The sequence below is a fragment of the Ruegeria sp. AB6 genome (assembly GCF_056542685.1).
Genome location: NZ_JBQGAD010000002.1, coordinates 388564 through 413610 on the forward strand (window position 1 = coordinate 388564; position 25047 = coordinate 413610).

Consider the following 25047-nt stretch of genomic DNA (forward strand, 5'->3'; position numbering starts at 1 on the left):
GTGCCCTTGTCAAAATGCGTCCAGAGGGTTGCCGATCACATCGGTCAGAACGATCCCTCCGACGGTCATCATCCGAACCAGAAAACCACCCGCGGCCACATCCTGTACCGCGACCAGAGGACGCCGAATTTCGGGCAGACCTTCAGGCTTGATGACCAGTTCGGCCAGTTTCTGACCCTTGGCAATCGGAGCGTTGATCGGGCCGTCATAGACGACCTCGGCAGCCACGTTTTCGTCGCCCAGAACCGGCAGTAGGATGTTCAGATCGTCTTCGGGTACAAGGCCAACCGTCCTTTGCGCCCCCATCCAAACTTCGGCCTCGGCTATCGGCGCGTCTTTGTTGGCAATTGTCCTCTCGACAAAATTTCGAAACGACCAGTTAACCACGGACTCAGCCTCCTCTGCGCGCGTGGCGGTGCTGTCCAGACCGGTGAGCACGAAGATCACCCGGCGATCGCCCTGTTTGGCCGAGCCGACAAGGCCATAGCCTGCCTCTTGCGTGTGGCCGGTTTTCAGACCATCCGCGCCGATCCCCAATTTCAACAACGGGTTGCGGTTGCGCTTGTTCGAGGGGGCCCGACCGTCGAATTCAAACTCTTCCTCGGCAAACAGAGGATAGTATTCAGGAAAATCACTGATCAGGCGATCTGCCAGAACGGCCAGATCGTGGACTGACATCATGTGACCGGCAGCGGGCCAGCCGTTGGAATTGGCAAAGGTAGAATTGTCCATGCCCAGCTGTTTCGCGCGCTGCGTCATGTAGCGGGCAAACCCGGCCTCGGTCCCGTCGGGGCTGAGCGCCTCGGCGATCACCACGCAGGCATCGTTGCCCGACAGCACGATGATACCGCGCAGCAAATCCTCGACTGTGACGCGATCCAATGTGTTCAGGAACATGGTCGAGCCACCATAGCTCATGGCGTGTTCGGAAACGGGTAGGGTCTCATCCAACGTCAGACGTCCGTCGCGCAGGGCCTCGAAGGCCACATACAGTGTCATGAGTTTGGACATCGACGCCGGGGGCAGGGGCTGATCGGCGTCTTTGGATAGAAGGACCGTGCCGGTCGTCTGATCCATCACATAGGCCGCTCGGGCCGTCGTATCGAAAGCCTGGGCGGGCAGGGCAAACACTGCCAGTCCAAGGGTCAGAACAGTTGAGCGTAGTGAGGACAGCACAGCGGCACCTCCTTTCGGGTTCAGTTTTTGACGGTGAAGGCGTCTGAAAAGCCCAGATCCTTGACATCGCGATGAATGGCATTGCGCTCGGCCCGCGTGGATGCGGGGCCAACCACCACGCGCCAGACGGTTTTGTCATCGGTCTTTAATTCGCGCACCTCGGCGCTCAGACCGTTCCTGCGGATTTTGTCGGCGGCGCTTTTGGCATTGGCTTCGACCCCGAACGTACCCACTTGCACATATGGTTTTGACAGCGGGCCGGAAGCTGGGGCTTCGGCCGCCACAGGGGTCGGGTCCGAGGCTTCAATCGCCGCTGCGGCGCCCTCAATCGGGTCCAAGGGCGTTTCGGTGATTTCATCGACCTCTTTCTTCTGCCACCACTTCCGTTTTGGCGCGGCATCGGCGGGAGGTGTCACTTCGGGGTCAGTCAGAGACGGCGCAGCCGCAGCGGCTGCAGCGACCTCGGCTGTGTCGGCGGCCGTTTCGGTCGCTGTATCAACCGCCGTATCTGCGGCATCGGCGGTTGCCGCGCCAGCAGCAGCGGCAGCCCCTGCGACGGCTGCGGTTTCCTTCTTTTGCCACCATTTGCGCTTGGGTTTGTCTTCAACCGCCGCCTCGCCATCGGCTTCGACGTCAACCGCCGCGCTTTCAACCACTTCCTGCTCGGGTTCGGCGGCGGGTTCTTCCGCAGCTTCGGGTTCAGGTTCGGCTGCGACAGGCTCTACCGGTTTGCGACGCAGGGCAACAACGTCCACTCGCGTGGGCGCGCCGGCCAAAATACCCAGCTTCTCGGCGGCAGCGGAAGAAAGCTGCAACGCGGGACCAGGAAGGTTGCGTTCGCGGCGGAACAGGGCGCCTGTGGTGGACTTGTTATTTGCGGTGTTTGTTATGCGTACACGTTCGGGCTGGGTAACATCCGGGTGCGCGACCCAGATACCGCCCAATGACGGGCGTCCATCCCACAACCCGGCTTCGGTGACGTTGAAAACCTCGGGGGCTTCGACATCCTCGCGTGTGTTTCCGGTCGCATTGGGAAACAGCTCTACCGAGTCACTGCCGCGCGGACTGCTGTCCGCGTCCGATGAAGCCTCATCCGAAGACAGCGTTTCGTCGCAACCTACAAGAACTGTAAGCGCCACAGCAAAAACCACCAACGCCCGCGGTTTTGCGCGTGTCACAATCGCTCGATCCATTATCTCATCCCTTGCCTGAAAGGGCTTGGTTCACAATGCCCCACTGCCGTTTGCCGGTTCTCAAAGGCCAGCGTGTTTCGGTCTTTTCACCGTTGATCATAACCCGAGCAAAGGAGCATGGAAAGTCTGCTGGACAGGCTTGAGCAAGTTTTCCCTATTTGCACTTGCCACCGGTTTCGCTTGGCCTTAGACCCAGCCCCACGCGGGGAGGTGGCAGAGTGGTCGAATGCGGCGGTCTTGAAAACCGTTGGGCGTGAGAGCGTCCCCAGGGTTCGAATCCCTGTCTCCCCGCCACTCATACCTGTCTCACTTCAGTTGTATTTTCTGATCCGGAATTGTTACGCAATTCCCGCGCGTTGGCGCATGCGCTTTCAATCAGAGACGAAGCAAACCGTACATTCAGAGGACAATTCAGGCGCGAGTCTCAGTGTCGCATTTTAGCGGGGTCGCTTTGGGCTGGATTTCCCTGATAACCTGCAATTTACAGGGAATATTCGCAAACCGGGACTGACTTCCGTCATTTCTTCTATCAGAACTGTATGTTTCTCAGAGGTTTATGTTGCAAATTCCCTAAAAGGTGGAACAGGGAATTTCCTCGTGCGAACAGGGAATTGTTCCGCCGGATCAGGGAGGGCGAAGTCTGTATCAGGGACGCAGGAGCTGGAGATGTCAGAAGCCGAACAGGCGTTCCTGTTCGGACCATTCAAGTGGGTGGGTCACGCTGACCAGACGCTTGAGTGTGAGTTCGGGCGGCTGGCTCCCGTCGAGAATCGCCGTTTGAATCTTTGGTGAGAGAAAGGCGAGCTGAGCACGGGTGCGGATGAAGGCGTCAGGGACGCTTTCGCGGCGGGCAATCTCCATCAGTTGAACTCCGGCCTTCAGATCACGGGCCCAGCCATGGGCGCGGATCAGCATGGACCGGAGGTGGGGATCAGGTTGGGGTGCCATGTCTCCGGCGATGACCTTGGCCTCGACGCCGCGGCGGCACAGATCGAAAGATGCGGTGACGTGGGTGAGATCCGGGTGCAGATGATCGGCCGCGATGCCAAGTGCGCTTGCCAGAGTTTTGGGGTTAAATTCGAGGTCGATCTGTCCTCGTGCAAGTTTGCCTTTGGCCAGAAGAGCAGCGCCGATCTGACAGCCATGGCCTAGAAGCCGGGTTACTAAATCCGCAACTGAAGTCTGAACTGCCTCGGCTAACCCGGCCTCCGGCTGCGCCAGTACTTGGTGCGCCGCGGCGGCGTCTTGCAAATGTCTGACGATGACATCAATGACCGCGTTTTCCAGCGCTGGGCCGGGCAGTCGCCAGCCAGAGATATCCTTGCCGCCTGAGATCAGTCGATTGGAGATATAGTAGCGCAACCGTCGGCCTTTGCGCGTGGTGTGGGTCGGCGTCAACCGATCACCAGTTTCGTCATACAGCAGACCGGTGAGCCAGGCCCCGGGGTCAGTGGAGTGTTGGCGCGCATCGGAGTCGCCGCGTGCCCGCGAGCGGTTGGAGGCCTGTCGCATTTTTTCCTGCACCCGGTCCCAGATGTCCTGATCGATGATCGCCGGATGTTGTCCGTCCCAGATCTTATCCTTGTGGCGGATTTTTCCGAGATAGACCGGATTGCGCAGCAGGTAATAGATTTGACCCCGTGACAGCGGACAATCCCCCTTCACACTGCCATCTGTCCGAACAACCCGTTTTGACCGCAGGTCTTCTGCCGTTGCCCGTTCTTCTACTTTGCGCAGGCAACCAAGCTCGTCATAAAGCCCAAAGAGATGCCGGACCGTTCTGGCCTCCTCTTCATTCACCACCAGCGTTCTTGCCTTCGGATCGGGGTGGCGATCATAGCCCAGAGGCAGGTTGCCACCCATCCAAAGCCCCTTCTTCTTCGACGCTGCAATCTTGTCGCGAATACGTTCGGCGGTGACTTCCCGTTCAAACTGAGCAAAGGACAACAGCACATTCAGCGTTAAACGGCCCATGGAAGATGAGGTATTGAAGGCCTGCGTGACGGACACAAAAGAACAGTTTGCCTGTTCCAGCCGGTCGACCAGCTTAGAGAAGTCGGCAAGCGACCGGGTCAGCCGGTCAATCTTGTAGACCACCACCATGTCAATACGCCCGGCATCGATCTCTTCAAGAAGGCGCTGAAGGGCGGGTCGCTCTAGGGTGCCGCCCGACAGGCCACCGTCATCGTAGCGCCCGGACAACAGGGTCCAGCCTTCATGTCGCTGGCTTGCGACATAGGCCGCGCAGGCCTCATATTGCGCATCCAGCGAATTGAAGTCCTGATCCAGACCATCTTCTGAGGACTTGCGCGTGTAGATGGCGCATCGGATTTTACGGCGCGGGCTCATTTGGCCGCCTTGCCGGTGAGCCCAAAGAAACGCGGCCCTGACCAATGCGCGCCGGTAATCTCTCGGGCGATGGCCGAGAGTGAGCGATAGGACCGACCGTTCCAAGTGAAGCCGTCTTCTGTAACGTCGACTACATGGGTCACACTATTCCACTCGCGTAGCAGGCGCCCGCCGGGTTTTAGGGCAGGGCATGTAGGCCGGGGTTTCTTCCCAGAGCCCTTTTCCAGCGTGGCTTTGACCTGGCGGGGTAGCCTGCCATGACGGCGGGACTGCATCTCAAAGGCGATAAAGCGGCGCAGAAAGGGTTGGCTGAGCATGGCGGGGGCGGGTTGATCAAACAGTTGCTGCCAAAGCGTGACCAGATCCGATCGACCCATGGCGGCGAGATCGGCGACATCGCTCGTCTTGGTCATGACGCTTCTCCAGTTCCCGCCGCCAGATGATATGTGGATGGTCCATTTGGTTTGTCGGATGTCCGCCGTTCAATTGTGACGCCTTTTTTCCGCAGACCGCTTAGAGCTGCTCGGACCGAATGAGGCTGCCATCCCGTTGCTTTGCACAGCGCTTCCAGGTTGGCGCCGCTCGGGCGACGCAACAAAGCTTGAACCTTGTCAATTTTGGTTTGCTTCCGTTTGGACATTAACTGTCTCCTCTGATCTTGGGTCAGCGAGATGCCGAACCCCAGTACCGAGGAGCGCCCGAATGGCTCGGGCGTGGGTTCAGTGATGCGTGGTTTACGGCAACAGTCCAGCTCTTTCTGAAACGATTACTGGAGGCGTGTGTTTTGAAGTGCGACGCTGCCGTACCCCCGATTATTCGTCAACAATCTTAATTGGTTACTTTTAGTTTGGGGGGTTGCGTCTCGTATTGATGGCACCTACATTCGACCTAATCGCCCGGACTATCAGGGCGGGAAACTGCTCCCGCAGGCAGCACTCATTGGAAACACAGGTTTCCGCAGAGAGCATTCAAAGGAGCAACGTCTCGGATCGATTGGTCCGGGGAGTTGCGATTTGTGCTCTCTCCGATTTTCCAACGCGATCCCTCCATCTCGACGTCCGCGCGGCGTCACGCAAAAGGAGGCGGTTATGCCTGCCAACAAAACACTAAGTGACGCTCTGGCGTCCAATACGCCGATCTGGATGGCGGAGAAAGTCATCCAATTGAAGATCAGCCAGATCAAGCCCTACGCCAACAACAACCGCGTGCACGCGGCCAAGAATGTCGACAAACTGAAAGCATCGGTGGCCCAGTTTGGCTTTGTCACTCCGATCCTGTTGGATGGTTCGGGCACAATCATCGCGGGTCATGGCCGCTATGAAGCCGCCAAGGCCCTGGGGTTGATGTCCGTGCCGACTGTTGTCGCGGATCACTTGTCAGACGGGGAAGTGCGCGCTCTGCGTATTGCGGATAACAAGCTGGCAGAATTGTCCGACTGGAATGAGGCGGCCCTGCAGATCGAATTTGCCGAGCTGATGGATCTCAGCCTTGATGGCGAGTTGAACTTTGATCTGGACATCACAGGGTTCGAAACACCGGAGATCGACATCATCATCGACGGCACGGGCGAGGCCACGGAGACTGAAGCGGAATCTGTTGATACGCCGAACCCTGCGGCACCCGTAGTCACGGAGCCGGGTGACCTCTGGGTTCTTGGAGATCATCGCATCTTCTGCGGGGATGCCCTGCAAGCCCAGATCTACGACACCTTGTTGAAAGGCGAGAGCCCGCAGATGGTGTTCACTGATCCTCCCTATAACGTACCGGTCAATGGGCATGTGCGGTCCGGCAATAGCGCCGAACACCGCGAGTTTGCCATGGCGTCGGGAGAAATGTCGGATAGCGAGTTCCGCAGCTTTCTCTCAGACGTGATCAACCGGCTGTTTCACTGCTTGCCCGACGGAGGCATTGCGATGATCTGCATGGACTGGCGTCACATCGAAGAACTGATTGCAGTGGGCAAGGCAGCTGGATTGGACCTAATCAATCTCTGCGTCTGGAATAAGACGAACGGAGGCATGGGCAGCCTTTATCGCTCGAAGCACGAGCTGGTTTGCATCTTCAAGAAGCCCGGTGCGCCGCATATCAATAATGTCGAATTGGGCAAGCACGGGCGCAACCGGACCAACGTCTGGGATTACGCCGGTGTGAACAGCTTTGGGGCAGGGCGCGAGGCGGATCTCGCGGATCATCCCACGGTGAAGCCGACAGCTCTGGTTGCAGATGCCATCATGGATGTGAGCCACCGCGGCGATGTCGTGCTGGACGCCTTTGGCGGGTCCGGCGCGACTCTGCTGGCAGCTGAGAAAACCGGGCGCCAAGCGCGGCTTATTGAGCTCGACCCGGCTTATGTCGATGTGGCCATCCGCCGTTGGCAGGAGATGACCGGTGATAGCGCCGTGCACGCGGTAACAGGCCAGACGTTCGATGCGCGTTTTGCGGCCAACGATACCACTTCACAACAGGAGGTGGGTCATGTCTGACGATACGAAAGAGTATGAGGTCGGCTACGGCAAACCGCCCAAAGCGACCCAATTCAAAAAAGGCCGATCCGGCAATCCGAAAGGGCGGCCGAAAGGTGCCAAGGGGGTGAATGCCAGCTTGAAACGTGAATTGGAAACCAAGATTACGGTTCGCGAAGGCAGCCACGAAATCCGGATTTCCAAGGCTGAGGCAATTGCCAAGCGGTTCACGGCAGGCGCGTTGAAGGGCGACACGAAATTGTTGATGGCGCTGCTTAAGCTGGACACAGATCTGTTCAACGCAAGTGAATTGGACGCGCAAGAAAGCGTCCGTACGGTTGAGCCCGACGCTGTCGACTACGACATCCTCCGGGATTTCTTTTCCAGCCAACTGGACGGTGACGGTGATCTGGAAAACGAGGAGGCGGAAGATGACGACTCCTGATCCAAAAATCGTCGTGCAAGCCGCTCGCGAGGTTTGCCGGGACAATTTCTTTCCCTTCGTTTGGCGTGTGTTTGGCACGCTGCACCAGGGAACTGACCGCAGCTTTGATCCGGCCTGGCATGTGCGGGCCATGTGCCATGAGTTGGACAATGTCCGTCGAGGCGAAAACAAGCGACTGATCATCAACATCCCGCCACGTTGCCTGAAATCGGTCACCGTGGCCGTTGCATATGTCGCTTATCTTCTCGGTCATAACCCCAGCGCCAAGATCATCGTTGCCAGCTATGGGTTGGATCTGGCGCGCAAACATTCCGAAGATTGTCGTCGGATCATGTCTGCGCGCTGGTACCGGGAAATGTTCCCTGAAACGGTCTTGGCTAAAAAGGGCAACACCTCAGAAGAAATCCGCACCACAAAGGGAGGCAGCCGTAAGGCTGTCTCCATTGGAAGTTCTGTCACCGGTCATGGCGCCGATTACATCATCATCGATGACCTGCTGAAAGCCGGAGATGCCGGCTCCGAAGCCGAGCTGGTCAAGGCGCAGGAGTTCATTGAGGGGACCTTGTTGTCGCGCTTCGACAATCCGGCCGAAGGGCGTGTGGTTATGGTTGCGCAACGGTTGCACGAGATGGATCCGCCGGGTTATCTGCTCGAACGCGGGACCTACCGGCATCTGAATCTGCCTGCCATCGCAGAAGGCCATGAGGTGGTTCCTCTTGGGCGTGGAAGGGTCATGCGCCGCAAACCGGGTGATCTCCTGTGCCCGTCCCGTTTGGATCAGCAAACGCTGGATACCAAGCGTCGCGAAATGGGCGCGGCCGTGTTCAATTGCCAGTATCAGCAGAACCCCATTGCTCCCGACGGGTCGCCCTTGCGCTGGGAGTGGTTTGGCACCTACGAGACCATCGAAGATCGCCGCTGGTTCCAACTGGTGGTTCAGAGCTGGGATACGGGCATGTCGGCAGACCCCCGGTCTGATTTCTCTGTCTGTACAACCTGGGGGTTCCGCGAAAATGCGTGGCATCTTATCGACGTCTGGCGCGGGCAGGTAGACTACCCAGACCTGAAAGCCAAGGCACTGCAACTTGTCGGCCGTTGGGATCCCGATCGTGTCCTGATCGAAGATGCGGCCTCCGGCAAACCTCTTTTGGACGAATTGTTTCGTGATGACCGTCGGCGCTACGAACGCATTAAACCCGACAAGGACAAGGAAACCCGGTTCCAGTCCGCTTGCGGTCCTGTCGAAGAGGGCAAGGTTTATCTGCCTGCAGATGCACCCTGGCTGCCGGTATTCAAACGGGAGCTTCAGTCCTTTCCACGCGGACGCAACGACGATCAGGTCGACAGCTTTGCCCACTTTCTGAACTGGTCCAAGGGACCGGGCTTCTACCGGGCATTGGGCCGCGACCACCGGATCAACATCGAACGTCGGGAGCGTAATCGAGAGAGGGTCAGGCGACGGTAGGATCTCGGAGTTGAGCTTGAAAACTCGTTGAATAGTACTGGGAGGGCCGATGTCGGACCAATCCTGAGAGCGGCCCCAATGACCGCTCGCAACCACAAACCGGTCTAATCGCTAATGCCGTCGGATGACGGCTTTGAGCCCTTCCCGACCGATGCAGCTTTTGTCACGAACGGGCAGAATGCCGACCTTACGGACCTTCGCTGCGGGCACGAGAAGTCAGAGTTCGCAGAAACCAAGGCGGTCAAGATGGGCGGAAAGCTGACTTTCGTTGTGTCCGCAAAATAGGCAAGGACCTCTGCCGAAAGCTGACATTCGATTGATTTTGCAACTAAGATAATCACTGCGCCGCCGAAAATCGGCTGCAAGATCAAGATCACCAGATAGCATCCAGCCGATAATGAGAATAGAAAAAGCCATGAAACCTATCACAAGAAACTGACCAAAACACCATGGCTACAGACCTTAAATCCTATGGCATCGATGCCGCCTTTACCCGTGGCGCACTCAAAGGTTCACAGATTGAGCCCAGTTATTCCGGCGCTCTGAGTTTTATGCGCCGCAAATACACAAAGGATCTTGAGGGGGCGGATGTAGCGATCACCGGAGTTCCCTTTGATCTTTCTGTGAGTAACCGTCCTGGAACCCGCTTTGGCCCAGAGGCAATTCGCAAGGCAAGCGCTCAACATGCCTGGGGCCCAATTTGGCCCTGGCGGTTTGATCCATTCGATACGCTTGCAGCAATCGATTACGGTGATTGCGTTTTCGACTGGGGCGTGCCCCAAGACGTCCCGTTGGCCATAGAGCGCCACATATCGGAGATAATCTCGGGAGGAACGGCCAGCCTTGTTCTGGGCGGCGATCATTTCATCACCTATCCGGTACTTAAGTCCTATGCTGAGAAGTACGGCCCAATCGGTCTCATCCAGTTTGATGCCCATCGGGACGTCGAGCCCGACGAGGGTGGACGCATGGATCACGGCAGTATGTTCAACCTAGCGGTTCGCGAGGGCATCATAGATCCGCAACGGACCGTTCAGGTGGGCATCCGCACCTGTTTCGAGGGCGAAGAGACCTATGGCATGAAAATCTTGCATGCAGACGCCGTACATGCTGCTCCAGCTGAAGAGATTGCCGCAACCATTTTGTCCACCGCTGGGGATGGTCCGACCTACCTGACCTTCGACATAGACTGCCTCGATCCGTCCACTGCTCCCGGGACGGGCACACCGGTCCCGGGCGGGCTTACCAGCTACCAAGCGCTCGCCATAATCCGGGCCATGAAGGGGCTCGATCCAGTCGGCATGGATGTGGTCGAAGTCTCCCCCCCGTTTGATCATGCGGAGATGACCTCCAACGCAGCCGCAATGATCGCCGCAGAACTTCTTTGCCTGAAAGCCTGGGCCAGAGGAGCTCGGGCCGTTTCAGAATAGCCAATAAATCGTCTGTTGCTTGTCTCACAAGTGGAGAATAGCTGCGTGCGGCTTGGCCCCAATAGGCCGTCCGCAGATTGCGCCCTTCTGTCTATTCGAGCTCAAATGTCCGGTAAGGGGCAACGGATCCATAAGTTCGTTTGGACATTCTCTCTATCAAATGGCTCAAGCATCAATCATGGCTGACGATTGATTTCACCAAGAATTGTAGACCTCTACGGTCTTTGCTTTCAGGCTATATTGCGCCTCAATGTTTGCAGCGCCATCAAAAAAGACGACGTCGCGCCGTGTATCCTCGGCGTTCAATTCTCCTTCGATCCAGAAAGCTTCGAAGATTGAGCTGAAGGCAACACCCTTTGGATAGTCCACATGGACAATCTGGTTTGGAGGCGGTGTTGGCGTGTGAACGCAGGCACCTGCAACTGGCACAAACAGGAATTCTGTCACCTTTTTCTCTTCGAAGGCGAGCGGGACAACGTAACCGGCAAGCCGTATAGATTGTCCGAGAATGTTCTGGTTGGGTGCGCGCCTTGCTTTGCCATTCTGAGCGATGATGTTCCGCCGCTCTCTCATCAGGCCGTCTACGTCAACTTGATGCATTGAGAGGAGTGTAAGAGCAGCTTCGTGGCGTTCAAATAGTGCCATATCTTCCCGTTCGCGCGGTGTCGACGTGCGCCATTCGACGTGGATGCGCATGGCGTCGCGCAGAAACGGTCGCATGTCGGCAAAGGGCGTTTCGCTGGAGACATGCACTGGTAGCAGATCCTGCCAGCCAATCACACGCGTACCTGTCGACATGTTTTGCGGCGCTACACTGACTGGCGTTCGGGTCAAATCAAGCGGAGCTGCAAGCGGATCAAACGGCATACCACCGGGTTGCTGGCCCGCAATCGCGCGCTGCCATGCGCTCTCAATGCTTTGTGCCGCAACCGGGAGAGATATCAGACCAAACAGAGCGCCAATCGCAAAAGCTGACAGCGGACTCGTCATCCCTCAGACACTCTCACGCTAGTAACTGCGACGCCTCGGCGCAGTTTCTCGTCGTCGCCTTCTTCCCACTCCGGCTCGGTCAATAGTTTGTCCGGTTCGCCGTCGCGATCAATATCGTAGACCAGTTCGCCGCCAAAATAGGTTTGCAGCACTTCAGTCTTGTGAAATTCAAAAACGTTCTCTTCGGCCTGTCTGCGAATATCTCGGTCGAGCACGATGATGTCTGCAATCTTGCCTTCCTCGAGACTCCCCAACACATCGCCCCGATCCTGAAGGCGTGCACTACCCAGGGTCGAGCCATGGATAACCTCTTCAAAGGTCAATGGTTCACCGGGCATGACAAGACCGCCGGGTGTTCCCATAGCCTGTCGTGTCATGCCGATCTCCATTCCTTCCCACGGCGAAAACACAGGAGACGTCGGCGCGTCAGGTCCAAATCCATACTCCATGAACTCGGTCACGAGTTTGAACTGGTACATACGCTCCAGCACCTCTTTTGGCAGGTTCTGACTGGTCACATTACGAAAGTACTCCTCGGTGGGATCAGCCCAGTGAAGTTGAAGCTGCCCGGAAACCCCGAGCCGAGACATGCGACGAGCGTTGTCGATAGACAAATGGTCAACATGCGTGAAAATCTGAGGGATGTCGTCGCGAAGGGGCTCGCCGGTTTCATGTGCAAATTCCAGCGCGTCGAGCGAGCGGCGGATCCCCGCGTTACCTTCAACGTGCAGCATCAAGGTAAAATCACGCTCTGTTAGTGCGTCGAAAATCTCTGCAAGGTTGTCTGGTCGAAAGTTCATATCCGGCCGTGTGCCGTCCAGATACGGGCCTTCCATATAGGCAAAACGCCCCGGTGTTCCATCAATAGCGAACTTCACAGTGTTCGCATGGAGAATACTGGGATCAACGCCCGCATCCTCGACTGCGGCCCGCCGTATCTCTAATTGTTCGATCATTGCGGTATCGCCCTCTGGCGTGCCGGTGCCCCAGAACACCATGGCTAATTCGTGCCTGAGTGTTAGTTCTCCTTTTTGCGCCAAACGGACGTAGACGTCATCTGCCCCCTCCTTGGACCCGGCGGCAGCTTCCGTTGCACCGGTGACCCCGACCGCGTTGAGCACGCGAGCGGCACCAATAATCGCTTCCTCCTGTTTCTCAAAAGAATAGAGTTTGTGCTGTTCGACAAACCCTGTCGAAAGGTGAGCTTTCTCCTGCAAAAGTCCGGAAGGTTCATCGCCAGCGTCATTCAAAGGCATGTAGCCGCCTTTCGGTGGCTCCCAATCGGCAGTGATCCCGAGGTATTCCAGAGCTTTCGTCGAATACCAGCCGTTATGTTGCGTATTGTCGGAGATCAATGCAGGGCGTCCACCAACGATTTCGTCCAGTTCTTCCTTGGTGGGATTCTGAAAATGCGCGTCGGACCAACCGCCGCCGATCACCCACTCATCTGGCCCGAGCGTCGCCGCGTACTCCCGGATTACTTCGACAACCTCCTCACGCGACGCATCGTTGTAACCGAACAGGTTGAGCATGACGAAATGCGTCTGCCCAAAGATGCGTGTGTGCAAGTGAGTGTCGATGATACCAGCCATAACGGTATTTGTGCCCGCATCCACGATCTGGGTGCCATCGCCTGCCAACTCGCGGCAACTGTCATCAGTGCGTACACAAATGATCGTGTTTCCCGCAACCGCCACGGATTGCGCCAGTGGCAACTCGGGGTTTGACGTGATGATGTTTTCACTCAGGAAAACGGTGTCGGCTTGCTGAGCAAGTAGCGGCGAGCCTGCGAGCAAAATAGCTAGCGCGAGCGCGCTGTATCCTGATTTCATTTTCAAGTGATTGCCTAAATGCTGACTGTTTGGAGGTTGGCAAAAGACCACAACGAGCGTCAAATCAACTTTTCAACAAAATGGACGCAGGATCTGGCTCTACATCTTTGGCAACCTGATAAAGCGCATCACACCGTTGCACCTGCCTAATTAATCGCAGTGCTTGAACAACATCAGTTTTGTTGTAGCAAAACGGCCTATACTTACGGCGGGAGATCGAAGTTTCAAACCGAACGGCCCGGTCTTTCTCGATCTCACCCGCAACTTGTAGACGGCGCCCTACTGACCATTGCAGGCACTACCATTTTGATCACTTACGTACTGTCGATCCGGCATGGTATCGTGCATATGCGGCGAACGGCAGCATTGCTGAGCCGCGGTACAGCATCCCTGTAGACGGCTGGATGTCGGCTTTGGGCCGCTCGTGTCTGGCTTAGTTCTTGAATGGAATGACGTTTGACTCGCCATTGACAAATGCCACTGCACCTTCTCGGCGAATTGTGGTGACTGCTTCCTCTAGCGCATCCTGGTCGTCGTCAAAGAGATCGTCCCAGACGATGGATGTCCCGTCTTCAGTCACAACCTCCAGCGACCACCCGTCTCCGCCTTCGAGTTTGTAGATGTCCACCTTGAATGGCACCCCATCCTCAACGATGCGCTGCGAAGCGCTAGAAATGACAAGATTAGGTTCGCGTTCCATCTGAATACCTCGTTGGCCTGCCGCAGAAGATAGAAAAACTGATCAAGGAAGCCAATGTCCGTAAAGCGGTTTGCGGACGCAGCATTTTGACCTGACTACGAAAGATAGGAATGGGCCGTGAGTGACGGAAGATTGGCTACCTATGTTTAAGAACGCCGCGCTGCGTCCGAAGTCTGCTAGGAGCCCAAAGCGGTCGAGGTCAGTCGCTAAATCATAGCATCATTTTGCTTGGGAAACTTAGCGCTCAATTCGATATCGGCAGCAGTTTTCCTTTCCACCTAAGATCATCTCGATGCTAGGCTCAGGCAAATTCCGCCTTACTGAGCATTAAGAGCCATGACCAAACTGAACGTTACCCGCCGCACCGCAATGACCATCCTCGGCAGCGCGTCAATGATCGCGATTTCTCATGCCACCTCAACTCATGCGGCCTCGTCATTGCAGGATTTTGGAAGCCAGCTTCAGACGCTGCCCGAAATCACTGTTTACACAGCGCAGCGCGTCATCACCATGGAGGACAACGACCCAGCAATCAACGCGGTCGCCGTGGTCGGAGACCGTATTCTGGCCGCGGGATCGCGCGATGCAATCGTTAATCGGATTGGTTCGCAGCCGTTTCGGCTGGACGAACGGTTTTTTGACAAGGTGATCATTGCCGGTTTGATCGACCAGCATGTGCACCCTTTCCTCGCCGGATTGACCCTGACCTCCGAGATCATATCGATTGAGGATTGGAATATTCCGACTGGCTTTTCGAAGGCCGCCGAGGATGAAGCGGATTATAAGTCTCGCTTGCAAGCCGCTGAAGCGGCAATGGATGATCCCGACGCCTTGTTACTGACATGGGGATACCACCACTTTTTTCATGGCGAGATCAGGCGTGCACAACTCGACGAGATCAGCAGCACACGCCCAATCATCATAGTCCACCGATCTGCACACGAACTTATCTTGAACACGCCCGCATTGGAGTTTCTGGGCATCACCGAAGACTTCGTAAATGGCTTTGCGGGGCTTGCGCTTGAGCAGTCGAGCTTTGAAGACGGGTATTTCTTCGAGGCGGGCATGTTTGCCGTTCTTCCCGCAGTTGCACCGGTGCTTTCAACACCAGAGCGTCTGGGCGCTGGTCTCAGGCTGGCGCGCGAGTATATGCACCGTGCAGGCGTCACGGTTGCTGCGGAACCGGGAGGCGTGCTGTCACGTCCACTTCAAGAAGCAACCAACGCCGTCTTTTCCGGGCCTGACGCACCGCTCAGGACCTATTTCATACCCGACGGGAAATCTCTGGCTGCCTTGCACCTCCAAAACGGAACGATGATCGAGGAGACGGAAAAGCTACTTGATTGGGGTGAAGGCAAAACGGCTTTCATGCCGAAGCAGGTGAAACTCTTCGCCGATGGCGCTGTTTACAGTTTGGCTATGCAGGTCTCGGAGCCCTACGTAGGCGGCGATTTCCACGGCGAGTGGATTATGCAACCAGATGAGTTCAATCCTGTTTTCGATGCCTACTGGGAGGCAGGCTACCAGTTGCATGTTCATCAAACCGGCGACCTTGCCGTGGACTTGATCCTGGACGCTGTTGAGCGAAACATGCGCGGGATGCCGCGAGCCGATCACCGCACGACACTGGTCCACTTCGGTTATGCGAGAGAAGATCAAGCAAAACGCATCGCTGAACTGGGCTGTATCGTCAGCGGCAATCCATACTACGTAACCGCGCTGTCAGATCGATATAGCGAGCTTGGACTTGGCCCGGACCGTGCAGATGACATCGTGCCGCTTGGCCCAATCAAGGCCAATGGAACCCCGATTTCTTTCCACTCAGACGTGCCAATGGCTCCGGGTGAGCCGCTGTTTCTCGTGTGGGCTGGTGTGAACCGGACGACAGTATCTGGCCGCGTTGCAGGTCCGGAACACCGCCTGTCGGTCGAAGACGCGCTGCGGGCTGTGACCATCGATGCGGCCCAATCTCTTCGATTGGAAGATGAGATTGGCTCCATTGCTCCCGGCAAGTTCGCGAACTTCACCATCCTTGAAGAAGACCCATTCGAGGTAGAGGCGGAAAAGATCAAAGACATCGGCATCTGGGGGACCGTGCTTGAGGGCGACATTTTCCCTGTATCAGACGACTTCGATCTAGACCGCGCGTCACTATCTCCACCACGGGATACGACAAATCCACCAACAAAGCCGCTGTACGCGCTTGCTGATGTGTCAGGCATCGCGCAGAAGGGCATGCTTGCCGGATGCTCGTGTTGCGCTTCACCCGTATCGCAGTCGTGCACGACATCTGCGGCAGGGCAAATCTCGGCAGTTAGCTGTTGTGGGACCAATGCGTTGGGGTGGGCCGTCGTGTCCGAATGGGCCTCCATAGTTTAGATTGGAGCCAAGCAGAGATTGGATAATCAAGTGTCCGGAATGTCCGCGGAGCGGTCACAGGATGCCGCTCGCATCTCGCTGAAGCAGCGAATGTCGGGAATGCGGGCTGCAATTGCGGCATCTTGGTTGGTGAGCGAACGGCGGCTCTGGGCCGTTCACGAGGGTCTGAGATCGTGCTGCGCTTGCGAAGTGCGGTGCTCGACCAACGACCGCAATGCGCAGATAGCGGCCGTATAGGGGCGCAAGGCGAACGGCGGGAAAGTCCGCAATGCAGTCATTGAGCGTAGGTGAGCGAACGTCTGCCTCGAGCCCAAAATACGGAACGCTGCACCGTGTGCCAATGTCGGCATTGCGGTGCCCAAGGCTGACAACCGACGATGAAAAGGAGGAGCATCGAAACTTTGACACAATCTTTTCATGGCCTCTCTGGCGGAATCAGCTTTGGAGATCTCCAAAAGAGATTCTTCCCCCGCAAATTGTCAGCGCAATGCGCGCATGGGCCAACTGGTTTTTATCAATTGAAAACAGATCCTGTTCGAGGATGGCGATGTCGGCCAGGTATCCTGGCTTCAAGCGGCCCTTTCGGTCCTCGTTAAACTCTAGCCAGGCATTGTCATGCGTATAGGCGGACAGCGTAGCCATAAGGCTTTGACGGTTGTCCAGCCAAGGAGGTGGCAGCTCAGTGCAGTTAACGGCCCCGGCAACCGTCATCATTGTGTCGACAGGGACGACTGGCCAATCCGTCGAGAAACAGACTTTGGCGCCGCTCTCACGGATCTTGTTCCATGCAAAAGCAAAAGGGATTTGCTCCGCTGTCAGAATATTTCCGGCGGAATAGGGGGAAAACAATCCTCCTGCGGGTGAGTGCAGGGGTTGAAGAGAGGCAACGACGTCAAGGGCAACCAGCCGGGGCAGGTCCGCGGGGTCTATTACTTCAATATGTTCAATGCGGTGTCGGGAATCTCGGGCGCCGTTGGCGTTGCGCGCTGCCTCGTAACCGTCCAACGTACGCCGAACGGCACCGTCGCCAATGGCATGCGTGCTGAGTTGCAACCCCATTGCATCAGCGCGAATACAGGCTTCGTTGAAGTGTTCCGCACTGAAAACGGCATCACCGAGGCTCTTAGGTTTTCCCGGATAAGGCGCAAGCATCAGCGCCGTGTAGCTGTCCAGCACGCCGTCCATGAACATCTTAACCCGCCCTGACCAAACCATATTGGACGCAAAACGGCGGCGCATTTCATCGGCCTCTTGCAACCGATCCAGAGGGTCGGTGTTCTTCAAATGCATGGGCACCTGAACACGGATCGGAAGGCGCCCCTCGGCCTCAAGTTCGCTGAGCAGTTCAAGTTGATAAAAGTTGCCATCCATGTTGTGCAGCCCCGTAATCCCGTGGGATGCACAGTGATTCAGGCCACGTAGGATGACCTCTTTGTCAAAGGCGCGTTCTTTGGGCGTTGCGGGTGGCTCGGGATCCGCTCCTGTGACGTAGCCCAGCAGATCACGTCCTCCCAGTTGCGACAGGCGCAGAACCGGGCCAAAAGCACCGGTTTCATTCAGCTGACCTTGTGCGGTGCCGTCCCCAGCCATCACGATTTCCGAACCGGGGGGAACAACTGAGCCGTGAAGAATGCCTGCCTTCTCCAAGGCAATTGTGTTCGCCCAGACCGTGTGGTGGTCAGCCGACATCAGCGCAACGGGACGCTCAGACAGAATGCGATCCAAATATTGCCGAGTGGTTTTAACGCCTGGTCCAAGAATTTCGTAATCGGCCGCAACGCCCATCAGCAAAGGTTCTTCTGGGTGCTCAGCCGCAAAAGTTCGCAACGCCTTGGTCAGAGCATCTGCGCCCATCGTTTCGCGCAGGTCCAGCATTCCCAACTCGGCCGCCCCGCCAAAAAGGTGCACGTGGCTGTCAATAAAGCCGGGCATAACTGTGCCACCGGCAGCGTCGATGATTTTGGTTCCGGCCCCAGCCATGGCGCGAATGTCGTCGGTGTCTCCGACAGCCACAATTGTGTCGCCCCGAATGGCCAATGCCGAAGCCTTTGGTGTGGCCTCGTCAAAGGTCAGAAGAGAGCCGTTGAGGATAATCAGATCAGGTGTCGGCGACATGCGGCCTCGTGTGTCTGAGATGGGTTTCGAACTAACCAAGCGCGCGAATGATGGCCTCGCAAGCGAGCACGGCATCGTGGCTAAAGGACTGGATCAGATAGTCGGGCCAGCTGGACAGCTTGACGATAACGACGTCCGCCATCAGATCAATGAAGATCAGTTGACCAAAAACTCCACGCGCCATGAACACGCCCCGACCGGGGTCGTGAACCCACCAGAACCTTCGGTATGCCCCTTGGGGAGACAGCACGTCATAGGGATCACCATGTTTCGAGGGGTCCGCACCCGAACAAATCCCCGAAACCCAGCTTTCCGGCACCACTTGTTGGTCACCAACTTTGCCACCATCGGCCATCATCCGACCGAACCGCGCATAATCGCGCAGCGTTGCGTTGAACCCACCGTCCGCGAGCGCGGTCTTGGCGTCGTCCACTGTGAAAAAGCCGGAATGCACGCAGCCAATTTTTTGCCAGATACGGCTCGACAAGAGCGAAGCAAGGTCTTCTCCGCTGACGCGTTCCAAGGCCCAGGCTACGACATCCGTCTCGATCGAGCGGTAAGAAAACACCTGCCCATGGGGTCTGACTTGAGGCAATGTCAGAATAACGTCCCGAATGGTTGGCTTGATTTCACCCTTGCGAACGGGGCGCCAGCCTGACGCCACATCGACGCGGGTCATGTCGCTGTCCGGAAGGCCGTAATCCTCGGTGAAACGCACCCCTGATTGCATATCAAGCGCCTGATCCACGGTGCATCCGGCATAGCCTGTCGCGGCCAATTCCGGCACGATGTTTTCAAGCGGTTCCGTGAGGTCGAGCTTGCCTTCTCCATGGAGCACACCGGCCAGAGATCCAATCAGGGATTTGGAGACGGATTGGCCCAGATGCGTAGCGTCTGGAGTGAAATCGTTGGCGTAAATCTCGGTAAGTATCTGGTCACCCTTCAGCACCAGGAAACCATCTGTGTAGCTTTCAGAGAGCCAGGCCGCGACGGAAAGGGGGCGGTCGTCAAAAGTTTGAAATTCGATTTCCAACAGGTCGCGGTGGGCCTGTTTCAATTCTCGGGTCTCCGGTCCTGGACGCACATCTACCGTAGGAAACAGGCTTCGCATGTTCTGGAAAGTCCAGCGATTGAACGGAGCAAGGTCCCAGTTCTCGAGCGAAGGACGCTTCTCAGGCGGGGGCGGGAAGCCCTGCATGATGCCGATCTCACGCGCCGTCTTGGGCCTGGTGCCGGATTTGCTGTCGTGCATTTTCCACGCTCCCGCAGGGCGACCAAAAAGGGGTCGCAGTCAGAGTAAGAAACTTCGGAAAGTGACGGCCCGGCCAACGGCGGGCCGTCATTCAGGAGACTTCAAGCCTTATTGCTTCAGGCGGGTCCAAACCTTGTTGTAAAGGTCAACGACATCCTGATCGCAGGGCTTCACAAAGTCCGGAATCGGTGCATCGGCGGGCATGACGATCTCAGGCGCGCTGAGCATCTCGGGGTCCATAAAGGCCTCTGACCCTTTGATACCGTTGGCATAGCGCGCGAAGTTCGAGGTCATCGCGGCGTTCTCCGGGTCCATCATGAAGTTCACAAAGAGCTTTGCGTTTTCCATGTTGGGTGCATCGGCAAGAACGGCAACATTGTCCATCCAGCCAGTGAAACCCTCTTTTGGATAGGCGTATTGCAGCGAGGGGCGATCCGCCCGAGCGCGCATGGCAGCGCCATTCCAGCTTTGCGACAGGTCTACGTCTTTCGATGTCAGCTTCTCGATCACCGCATAATCCATCGTGCGCCAGTCGCCCTTGGCCTTGGCGAGAAGCGCCATCAGCTCTTTCATCTGATCGGGGTTCGAGTTGCAACGCGGGTATCCGAGGTAACGCAGGCCGGCGTTGATCACATCGTTCATGTCATTGAGCATGTTGATGCGACCTTTGAGTTCTTCGGGAGTATCAAAGATCAGACCAAGCGTGTTGATGTCGCCGCTGTAGACTGCGCTGTCGACTGTAAAGCTGGTGGTGCCCCACTGGTAGGGAACTGAATACTTGCGACCCGGATCCCAGTAGACATCGACCCAGTTCGGATCCATGTTCTTGAAGTTCTCCATTTCGGACGCGTTGATCTCGGCCAGCAGGCCTTCGCCAACCATGATCGCAATCATGTAGTCGCCGGGCACAACGACGTCATAGCCGGTGTTGCCTTCCTTGACCTTGGCCAACATGGTTTCATTGCTGTCATAGCCATCCAGCGTGACTTCGACGCCATATTGGGCTTCGAATTTCTCGATCATCTCGGGGTTGGTGTAGTTGCCCCAGTTGTAGATGTTCAGTTTGCCTTCGGCGTGGGCCGAGGCTGCGCTAAGCGCGAGGGCTGAGACAGCGGCGGCTTTGAGTAGTGAGAGTTTCATTTTAGTCCTCCGTTGAGTGGTTAGCGTCCCGCACCGACGCGGGCTTCTTGTTATTTTCGTTTGCGTTGCAGAAAGAAGGTGAGCGTGACCATGGCCACGGTCAGCCCGATCAGGATTGTCGAGACGGCGTTGACCTCTGGCGTCACGCCACGACGGATCTGGCCGAGGATGTAGATAGGCAAAGTGGTCTCGCCCGGGCCGGCCACCAGAAGCGTGATGATCACGTCATCCAGCGATACGACAAAGGCCAGCATGGCGCCCGCCATGACTCCGGGCATCAGGAGCGGCAGCGTCACATGGCGGAATGTTTGCCAGGGTGTTGCGTACAAATCCGCAGCGGCGGCTTCATAGGTCACGGACATATCTGACAAACGTGCGCGGATCGGCATGTAAGCAAAGGGCACGCAGAAAACCGTGTGGGCGAGGATCAGCCAGCCGATCCCGGTTACCCCCGTGAGCTGGCGCAGGATCGAAAAGAAGGCCAGCGTGGCAATCGCCGTGACAATCTCGGGGATCATCAGGGGTTGGTTTATGAGCGCGATGGCCGCAGAGCGACCGCGATAGACGCCCCCGCGCGTTGTTGCCAATGCTGCCATTGTGGCAATGATGGTGGAAAACACGGTCGCCGTGAGCGCAACCTGAATAGAGATCATCGCCGAACGCCGGATGTCGTCGTTTTCCAAGGCTGCCGCGTACCAGCGCAAGCTGAACTCGGTCCACCGCACAACAGAGCGGTTGTCGTTGAAAGAGAACACGACCAGTACGGCAATTGGTGCGTAGAGGAACAACAGAACCAGCCAGGACATGCCAGTAAACAGGGGTTGCCTGCGCAACTCGCGAGACCCGGTCGACGGGCGGAAGATCGACAGCAGTTTATCCATTTCCACCCTCCTTCGAAGCACCTGCCCGCAGGCTGACAAGGAGCGCGATCAACACAACTGCCATCAGGATCAGCGCTGCCGCGGCCCCAAAGGGCCAATTGCGCCCCGACCCGAATTGCAAGGCGATCAGGTTGCCGATCATCAGTTTCTTGCCACCGCCCAACAGTTCCGGCGTGATGTAGGCCCCGAGCGCCGGGATCAGCACCAGCACGCAGCCTGCGACGATGCCCGGGCGGGTAATCGGGATGATGATGTGGCGGAAAACCTGCGTACGCGTCGCATAGAGGTCATGTCCGGCCTCAAGCAGCGAAAAATCGAACTTCTCGAGCGAGGCATAGATCGGGAGGATCATGAATGGCAGGTAGCTGTAGACCAGCCCGGCAAGTACCGCGCCGTCGGTGTACAACATCTCAAGCGGTTCGCTGATCAGGCCGATCTTCATCAGCATCAGGTTCACAAAGCCCTCGTCCCGTACGATCAAAAGCATCGAGTAGGTACGGATCAAGAGGTTGGTCCAGAACGGCAGCGTGATGGCGAAGAGCCAGAAATTGCGTTGCTCCGGAGGGCGGGCCGCAATGAAGTAGGCCACGGGAAACCCGAGGATCAGGGTGCCAATCATGGTGGTGATGGCGAGACCAAAGGAGCGCCCGAAGATTTGCAGATAGGCGCTGTTGAAGCTCAGCGTATCATCAAAGATGTCCCTCTCGAAAAGGAACTGCACGTAGGCGTCGTAGGAGAACACCCATTCAACGCCGCCGTATGTTCCGGGCTCAAGAAACGAGTAAACCAGGGCAATCGAGAGCGGGAACAGACCAAAGATGCCAATGATCCCGAGTGCTGGGGTCAGCAGGAAGAGCCGCGTTCTGCGCCTTTGACGCGCGCGTTCTTCTTGGGCCGCGCGCAATCTCGTTTCGGCGTCGGTGCGCGAGATATGTGCAGCGGCACTCATCAGTCTTCCAGTACGTGCAGCATGGAGGTGTCACATTCGAGGCCAACCCGCGATCCGACGGGGCGTGGGGTGGAAACCTGGACATGAACGCTGACGCCATCTTCCAACAGCACGAGCATCTGTGACCCGGCCCCGAAATAGATGCTGTCTACGACCTCACCTCGCAAGAGCGCCGTCTCTGCACTCTCATCAACCACGCGGATGGTTTCAGGGCGTAGAGCCACATGCACGGGGCCGGGTGTGAGCGAGGTGCTGGCTGTATGAACCGTGAGTGGTGAACCCTCGCCAAATTGGATTTTTGCCGCATCCCCGTCAAAGCCAAGCAACGTCGCATGCACGATATTGGTGTCGCCAATAAAGTCCGCGACGAACCTGCTTTGTGGAGCTGTGTAGATCTCTTCCGGTGTGCCAACTTGGCGTATCGCACCTGCCGACATCACTGCGATCTGGTCCGACATTGCCAGCGCTTCACCTTGGTCATGGGTGACAAAGACAAAGGTAATGCCTGTCTCATGCTGCAGCCGCTTCAACTCGCTCTGCATCCCTTTTCGAAGTTTCAGGTCCAGCGCAGAAAGTGGCTCATCAAGAAGAAGAACCTTGGGACGCGGCGCCAGCGCGCGCGCCAAAGCCACGCGTTGCTGCTGCCCGCCTGACAACTGATCTACACGACGCGTTGCAAACTCTCCGAGCTGGACCAGATCCAGCATCTCGTTGATGGTGCTGTCGATTTCGGCCTTGGGCCTCTTCAGCATCTCAAGGCCAAACCCAACGTTGCGGGCCACGCTCATGTGGGGAAACAGCGCATAGTTCTGGAACACTGTATTCACGGGGCGATTGTTTGGAGCCAAATGGCCGATCGACTCGCCATCCAGTGTAATCTCGCCTTCGGTCGGAAGCTCGAACCCGGCGATCAATCGCAAAAGCGTCGTCTTGCCACAACCCGACGGGCCCAAAAGCGTGAAAAAGCTTCCTTCGGGAATGGTCAGCGACACGTCTCCCAGAGCCGTTACGGCCGCTTGGCCTTCGCCAAAGCGTTTTGTCACATTCTTTACGTCGATCATGGTCTGATCCAGACACCTGCACTTGTTGGTATGCAGAATCAGCTTAGAGCCATGAGACCGAACCTGTGAATACCTCCAAAGGGCGGGGTGACTTGTACCCCCAAAGGGGTAGGCCTAGTCGTTGGTCGAATGCAGGAACATCGAAAACAGGGCAGATTGAGAAGAAATCCCCAGCTTTCGGTAGATGTTCTTGCGATGCACTTTGATCGTCGAAGGGGAAACGTCCAGCAAAAGTGCTATCGACCGCGTCGAGTGCCCGCGCAAAAGGGATTGCACCACCTCGATCTCCCGCTGTGTCAAACCCTTGCAAACCTTGTCGATCACCCCATCGAAATCGACCTCGCTATCTTCGAACTGGCCTGATGAGGGGGTGCGATGAAAGTGCTGCTCGCAAAGCGCCGATATTATTGGATGTAGATCCGTTAGCCTTTCGACATCCCGCCGGGAGAACCGGGTTCTTCCCTCCGAGGGACCGAGGGAAAGAAACAAGGTGCCGTTGGCAATTGTCACGAAAACCCCCATCTCATCTCTTAGAAACAGGGTCTTGTAGTAGATGCGAAAGTAGTCGGAGTTGGCAAACCTGTCTGGCGCCACATCTCTCAGCACCATCACCGGTTCGTGGCGTTCACCGATGAAACGAACAACAAATGGGTCCAGCAACCAAGCGCGATCAAGCCATCGGTCCACAACGACCGAGCGGCGTTCTGCACGTACATTGTCATAGACATGTTCGGGCGCTTTTCCTGGGTTCAGAAGGCTGACAAACGCGCCCTTGAACGAAGCTGCTCCGCGCATGAGGTTCAACAACTCTGGCATAAAGTTGGACGTCCCTACGGCCCGAATAGCCCCAGCTACGTCTTCCGAGTACGTTGGTTGTGCGGACTTACCCAAGTATCCCACCTAGCGATAGGGCGTTTCCAAGCCAATGTGGACAGTCGGAATTAACTTGGCAACCTTTTCACACTGAAATCTGCCTCGAAAAGCTTTTCCGCATCGGCTCGCTGGATCAATTCCGCAATCTGCTCCAGCACAAGTCTTCTAAGATCAAAGAGGCCAGGTAACTTTGAGTTGTCACTTGTATCGCTTCAGCACTTGAACCTGATGATTTGCCAATTCTGGGTAACTTCGTGTCTGTGCAAAGGAACTCTGATCCAAGGAATAGCTGAGTGTTTCGACTGGAAGCGGACATTGCATCAATGGCGATGGATGGCAGCTTTGTCCGCACAGC

General features: G+C 56.7%; 20 protein-coding genes and 1 tRNA gene. 6 read left to right on the forward strand and 15 right to left on the reverse strand.

Going from position 1 to position 25047, the window contains the following annotated elements; translation table 11 throughout:
• Positions 1 to 9: 9 nt before the first annotated feature.
• Both ACR0DB_RS06080 and ACR0DB_RS06085 read right to left on the reverse strand, forming a co-directional pair.
• The gene (locus ACR0DB_RS06080) at positions 10 to 1176 is read right to left on the reverse strand and encodes a D-alanyl-D-alanine carboxypeptidase family protein (RefSeq protein WP_170769305.1); all 1167 of its coding nucleotides are present in this window, start codon (positions 1174 to 1176) and stop codon (positions 10 to 12) included.
• Positions 1177 to 1196: 20 nt separating this feature from the next.
• Positions 1197 to 2369 carry an SPOR domain-containing protein gene (locus tag ACR0DB_RS06085; protein WP_480549535.1) on the reverse strand — a complete coding sequence of 391 codons (1173 nt, stop codon included), beginning with the start codon at positions 2367 to 2369 and terminating at the stop codon, positions 1197 to 1199.
• A 204-nt stretch (positions 2370 to 2573) separates the two neighbouring features.
• Between ACR0DB_RS06085 and ACR0DB_RS06090 the strand changes: the two genes are divergently transcribed.
• Positions 2574 to 2663, forward strand: a tRNA-Ser gene (locus ACR0DB_RS06090).
• A gap of 375 nt (positions 2664 to 3038) precedes the next feature.
• On the opposite strand, the gene ACR0DB_RS06095 is transcribed toward ACR0DB_RS06090, so the two are convergent.
• Genes ACR0DB_RS06095 through ACR0DB_RS06105 form a run of 3 tightly spaced genes read right to left on the reverse strand, consistent with a single transcriptional unit; the run spans position 3039 to position 5358 of the window.
• Positions 3039 to 4718 carry a recombinase family protein gene (locus ACR0DB_RS06095; RefSeq protein WP_480549537.1) on the reverse strand — a complete coding sequence of 560 codons (1680 nt, stop codon included), beginning with the start codon at positions 4716 to 4718 and terminating at the stop codon, positions 3039 to 3041.
• The gene (locus ACR0DB_RS06100; protein WP_093964944.1) at positions 4715 to 5131 is read right to left on the reverse strand and encodes a DUF2924 domain-containing protein; all 417 of its coding nucleotides are present in this window, start codon (positions 5129 to 5131) and stop codon (positions 4715 to 4717) included. The genes ACR0DB_RS06095 and ACR0DB_RS06100 overlap by 4 nt, the downstream gene beginning before the upstream one ends.
• Positions 5128 to 5358: a DUF3489 domain-containing protein gene (locus ACR0DB_RS06105; protein ID WP_170352646.1), complete on the reverse strand. Its 231-nt coding sequence runs from the start codon at positions 5356 to 5358 to the stop codon at positions 5128 to 5130. The genes ACR0DB_RS06100 and ACR0DB_RS06105 overlap by 4 nt, the downstream gene beginning before the upstream one ends.
• A 448-nt stretch (positions 5359 to 5806) precedes the next feature.
• Between ACR0DB_RS06105 and ACR0DB_RS06110 the strand changes: the two genes are divergently transcribed.
• The 4 genes from ACR0DB_RS06110 (at position 5807) to speB (ending at position 10520) form a co-directional block, all read left to right on the forward strand.
• The gene (locus ACR0DB_RS06110) at positions 5807 to 7201 is read left to right on the forward strand and encodes a site-specific DNA-methyltransferase (RefSeq protein WP_480549539.1); all 1395 of its coding nucleotides are present in this window, start codon (positions 5807 to 5809) and stop codon (positions 7199 to 7201) included.
• Positions 7194 to 7625, forward strand: a complete 432-nt coding sequence (locus ACR0DB_RS06115) for a DUF5681 domain-containing protein (RefSeq protein ID WP_093964947.1) — start codon at positions 7194 to 7196, stop codon at positions 7623 to 7625. Before ACR0DB_RS06110 ends, ACR0DB_RS06115 begins: the two co-directional genes overlap by 8 nt.
• Positions 7612 to 9090: a phage terminase large subunit gene (gene terL / locus ACR0DB_RS06120; RefSeq protein ID WP_170352647.1), complete on the forward strand. Its 1479-nt coding sequence runs from the start codon at positions 7612 to 7614 to the stop codon at positions 9088 to 9090. The genes ACR0DB_RS06115 and terL overlap by 14 nt, the downstream gene beginning before the upstream one ends.
• 449 nt (positions 9091 to 9539) lie before the next feature.
• The gene (gene speB / locus ACR0DB_RS06125; protein ID WP_170352649.1) at positions 9540 to 10520 is read left to right on the forward strand and encodes an agmatinase; all 981 of its coding nucleotides are present in this window, start codon (positions 9540 to 9542) and stop codon (positions 10518 to 10520) included.
• A 195-nt stretch (positions 10521 to 10715) separates the two neighbouring features.
• Here the strand turns inward: speB and ACR0DB_RS06130 are convergent, their stop codons facing one another.
• The 3 genes from ACR0DB_RS06130 to ACR0DB_RS06140 form a co-directional block, all read right to left on the reverse strand.
• Positions 10716 to 11510, reverse strand: coding sequence for a DUF3299 domain-containing protein (locus tag ACR0DB_RS06130; RefSeq protein WP_170485422.1), 795 nt, complete (start codon positions 11508 to 11510; stop codon positions 10716 to 10718).
• Positions 11507 to 13342: an amidohydrolase gene (locus ACR0DB_RS06135; RefSeq protein WP_170486578.1), complete on the reverse strand. Its 1836-nt coding sequence runs from the start codon at positions 13340 to 13342 to the stop codon at positions 11507 to 11509. The genes ACR0DB_RS06130 and ACR0DB_RS06135 overlap by 4 nt, the downstream gene beginning before the upstream one ends.
• Before the next feature lie 433 nt (positions 13343 to 13775).
• Positions 13776 to 14042 carry a hypothetical protein gene (locus tag ACR0DB_RS06140; protein WP_170352652.1) on the reverse strand — a complete coding sequence of 89 codons (267 nt, stop codon included), beginning with the start codon at positions 14040 to 14042 and terminating at the stop codon, positions 13776 to 13778.
• Positions 14043 to 14378: 336 nt separating this feature from the next.
• Between ACR0DB_RS06140 and ACR0DB_RS06145 the strand changes: the two genes are divergently transcribed.
• Entirely contained in the window at positions 14379 to 16421 is a 2043-nt protein-coding gene (locus ACR0DB_RS06145; RefSeq protein ID WP_480549541.1) for an amidohydrolase, read from the forward strand.
• Positions 16422 to 16856: 435 nt separating this feature from the next.
• On the opposite strand, the gene ACR0DB_RS06150 is transcribed toward ACR0DB_RS06145, so the two are convergent.
• From ACR0DB_RS06150 to ACR0DB_RS06180, 7 genes are all read right to left on the reverse strand, one after another.
• Positions 16857 to 18536 (reverse strand): amidohydrolase, encoded by a 1680-nt coding sequence (locus ACR0DB_RS06150; RefSeq protein WP_170352653.1) that lies wholly within the window; start codon positions 18534 to 18536, stop codon positions 16857 to 16859.
• A gap of 31 nt (positions 18537 to 18567) precedes the next feature.
• Entirely contained in the window at positions 18568 to 19788 is a 1221-nt protein-coding gene (locus tag ACR0DB_RS06155; RefSeq protein WP_170352654.1) for a serine hydrolase domain-containing protein, read from the reverse strand.
• A 108-nt stretch (positions 19789 to 19896) separates the two neighbouring features.
• Positions 19897 to 20928, reverse strand: coding sequence for an extracellular solute-binding protein (locus ACR0DB_RS06160; RefSeq protein WP_170352655.1), 1032 nt, complete (start codon positions 20926 to 20928; stop codon positions 19897 to 19899).
• Between the two features lie 50 nt (positions 20929 to 20978).
• Positions 20979 to 21809: an ABC transporter permease gene (locus ACR0DB_RS06165; RefSeq protein ID WP_170464495.1), complete on the reverse strand. Its 831-nt coding sequence runs from the start codon at positions 21807 to 21809 to the stop codon at positions 20979 to 20981.
• Complete coding sequence (locus tag ACR0DB_RS06170; RefSeq protein WP_170352657.1) at positions 21802 to 22758, reverse strand: ABC transporter permease; 957 nt, start codon at positions 22756 to 22758, stop codon at positions 21802 to 21804. The genes ACR0DB_RS06165 and ACR0DB_RS06170 overlap by 8 nt, the downstream gene beginning before the upstream one ends.
• The gene (locus ACR0DB_RS06175) at positions 22758 to 23819 is read right to left on the reverse strand and encodes an ABC transporter ATP-binding protein (RefSeq protein ID WP_170352658.1); all 1062 of its coding nucleotides are present in this window, start codon (positions 23817 to 23819) and stop codon (positions 22758 to 22760) included. Before ACR0DB_RS06175 ends, ACR0DB_RS06170 begins: the two co-directional genes overlap by 1 nt.
• A gap of 114 nt (positions 23820 to 23933) precedes the next feature.
• The gene (locus ACR0DB_RS06180; protein WP_170709681.1) at positions 23934 to 24635 is read right to left on the reverse strand and encodes a helix-turn-helix domain-containing protein; all 702 of its coding nucleotides are present in this window, start codon (positions 24633 to 24635) and stop codon (positions 23934 to 23936) included.
• Between the last annotated feature and the right edge of the window lie 412 nt (positions 24636 to 25047).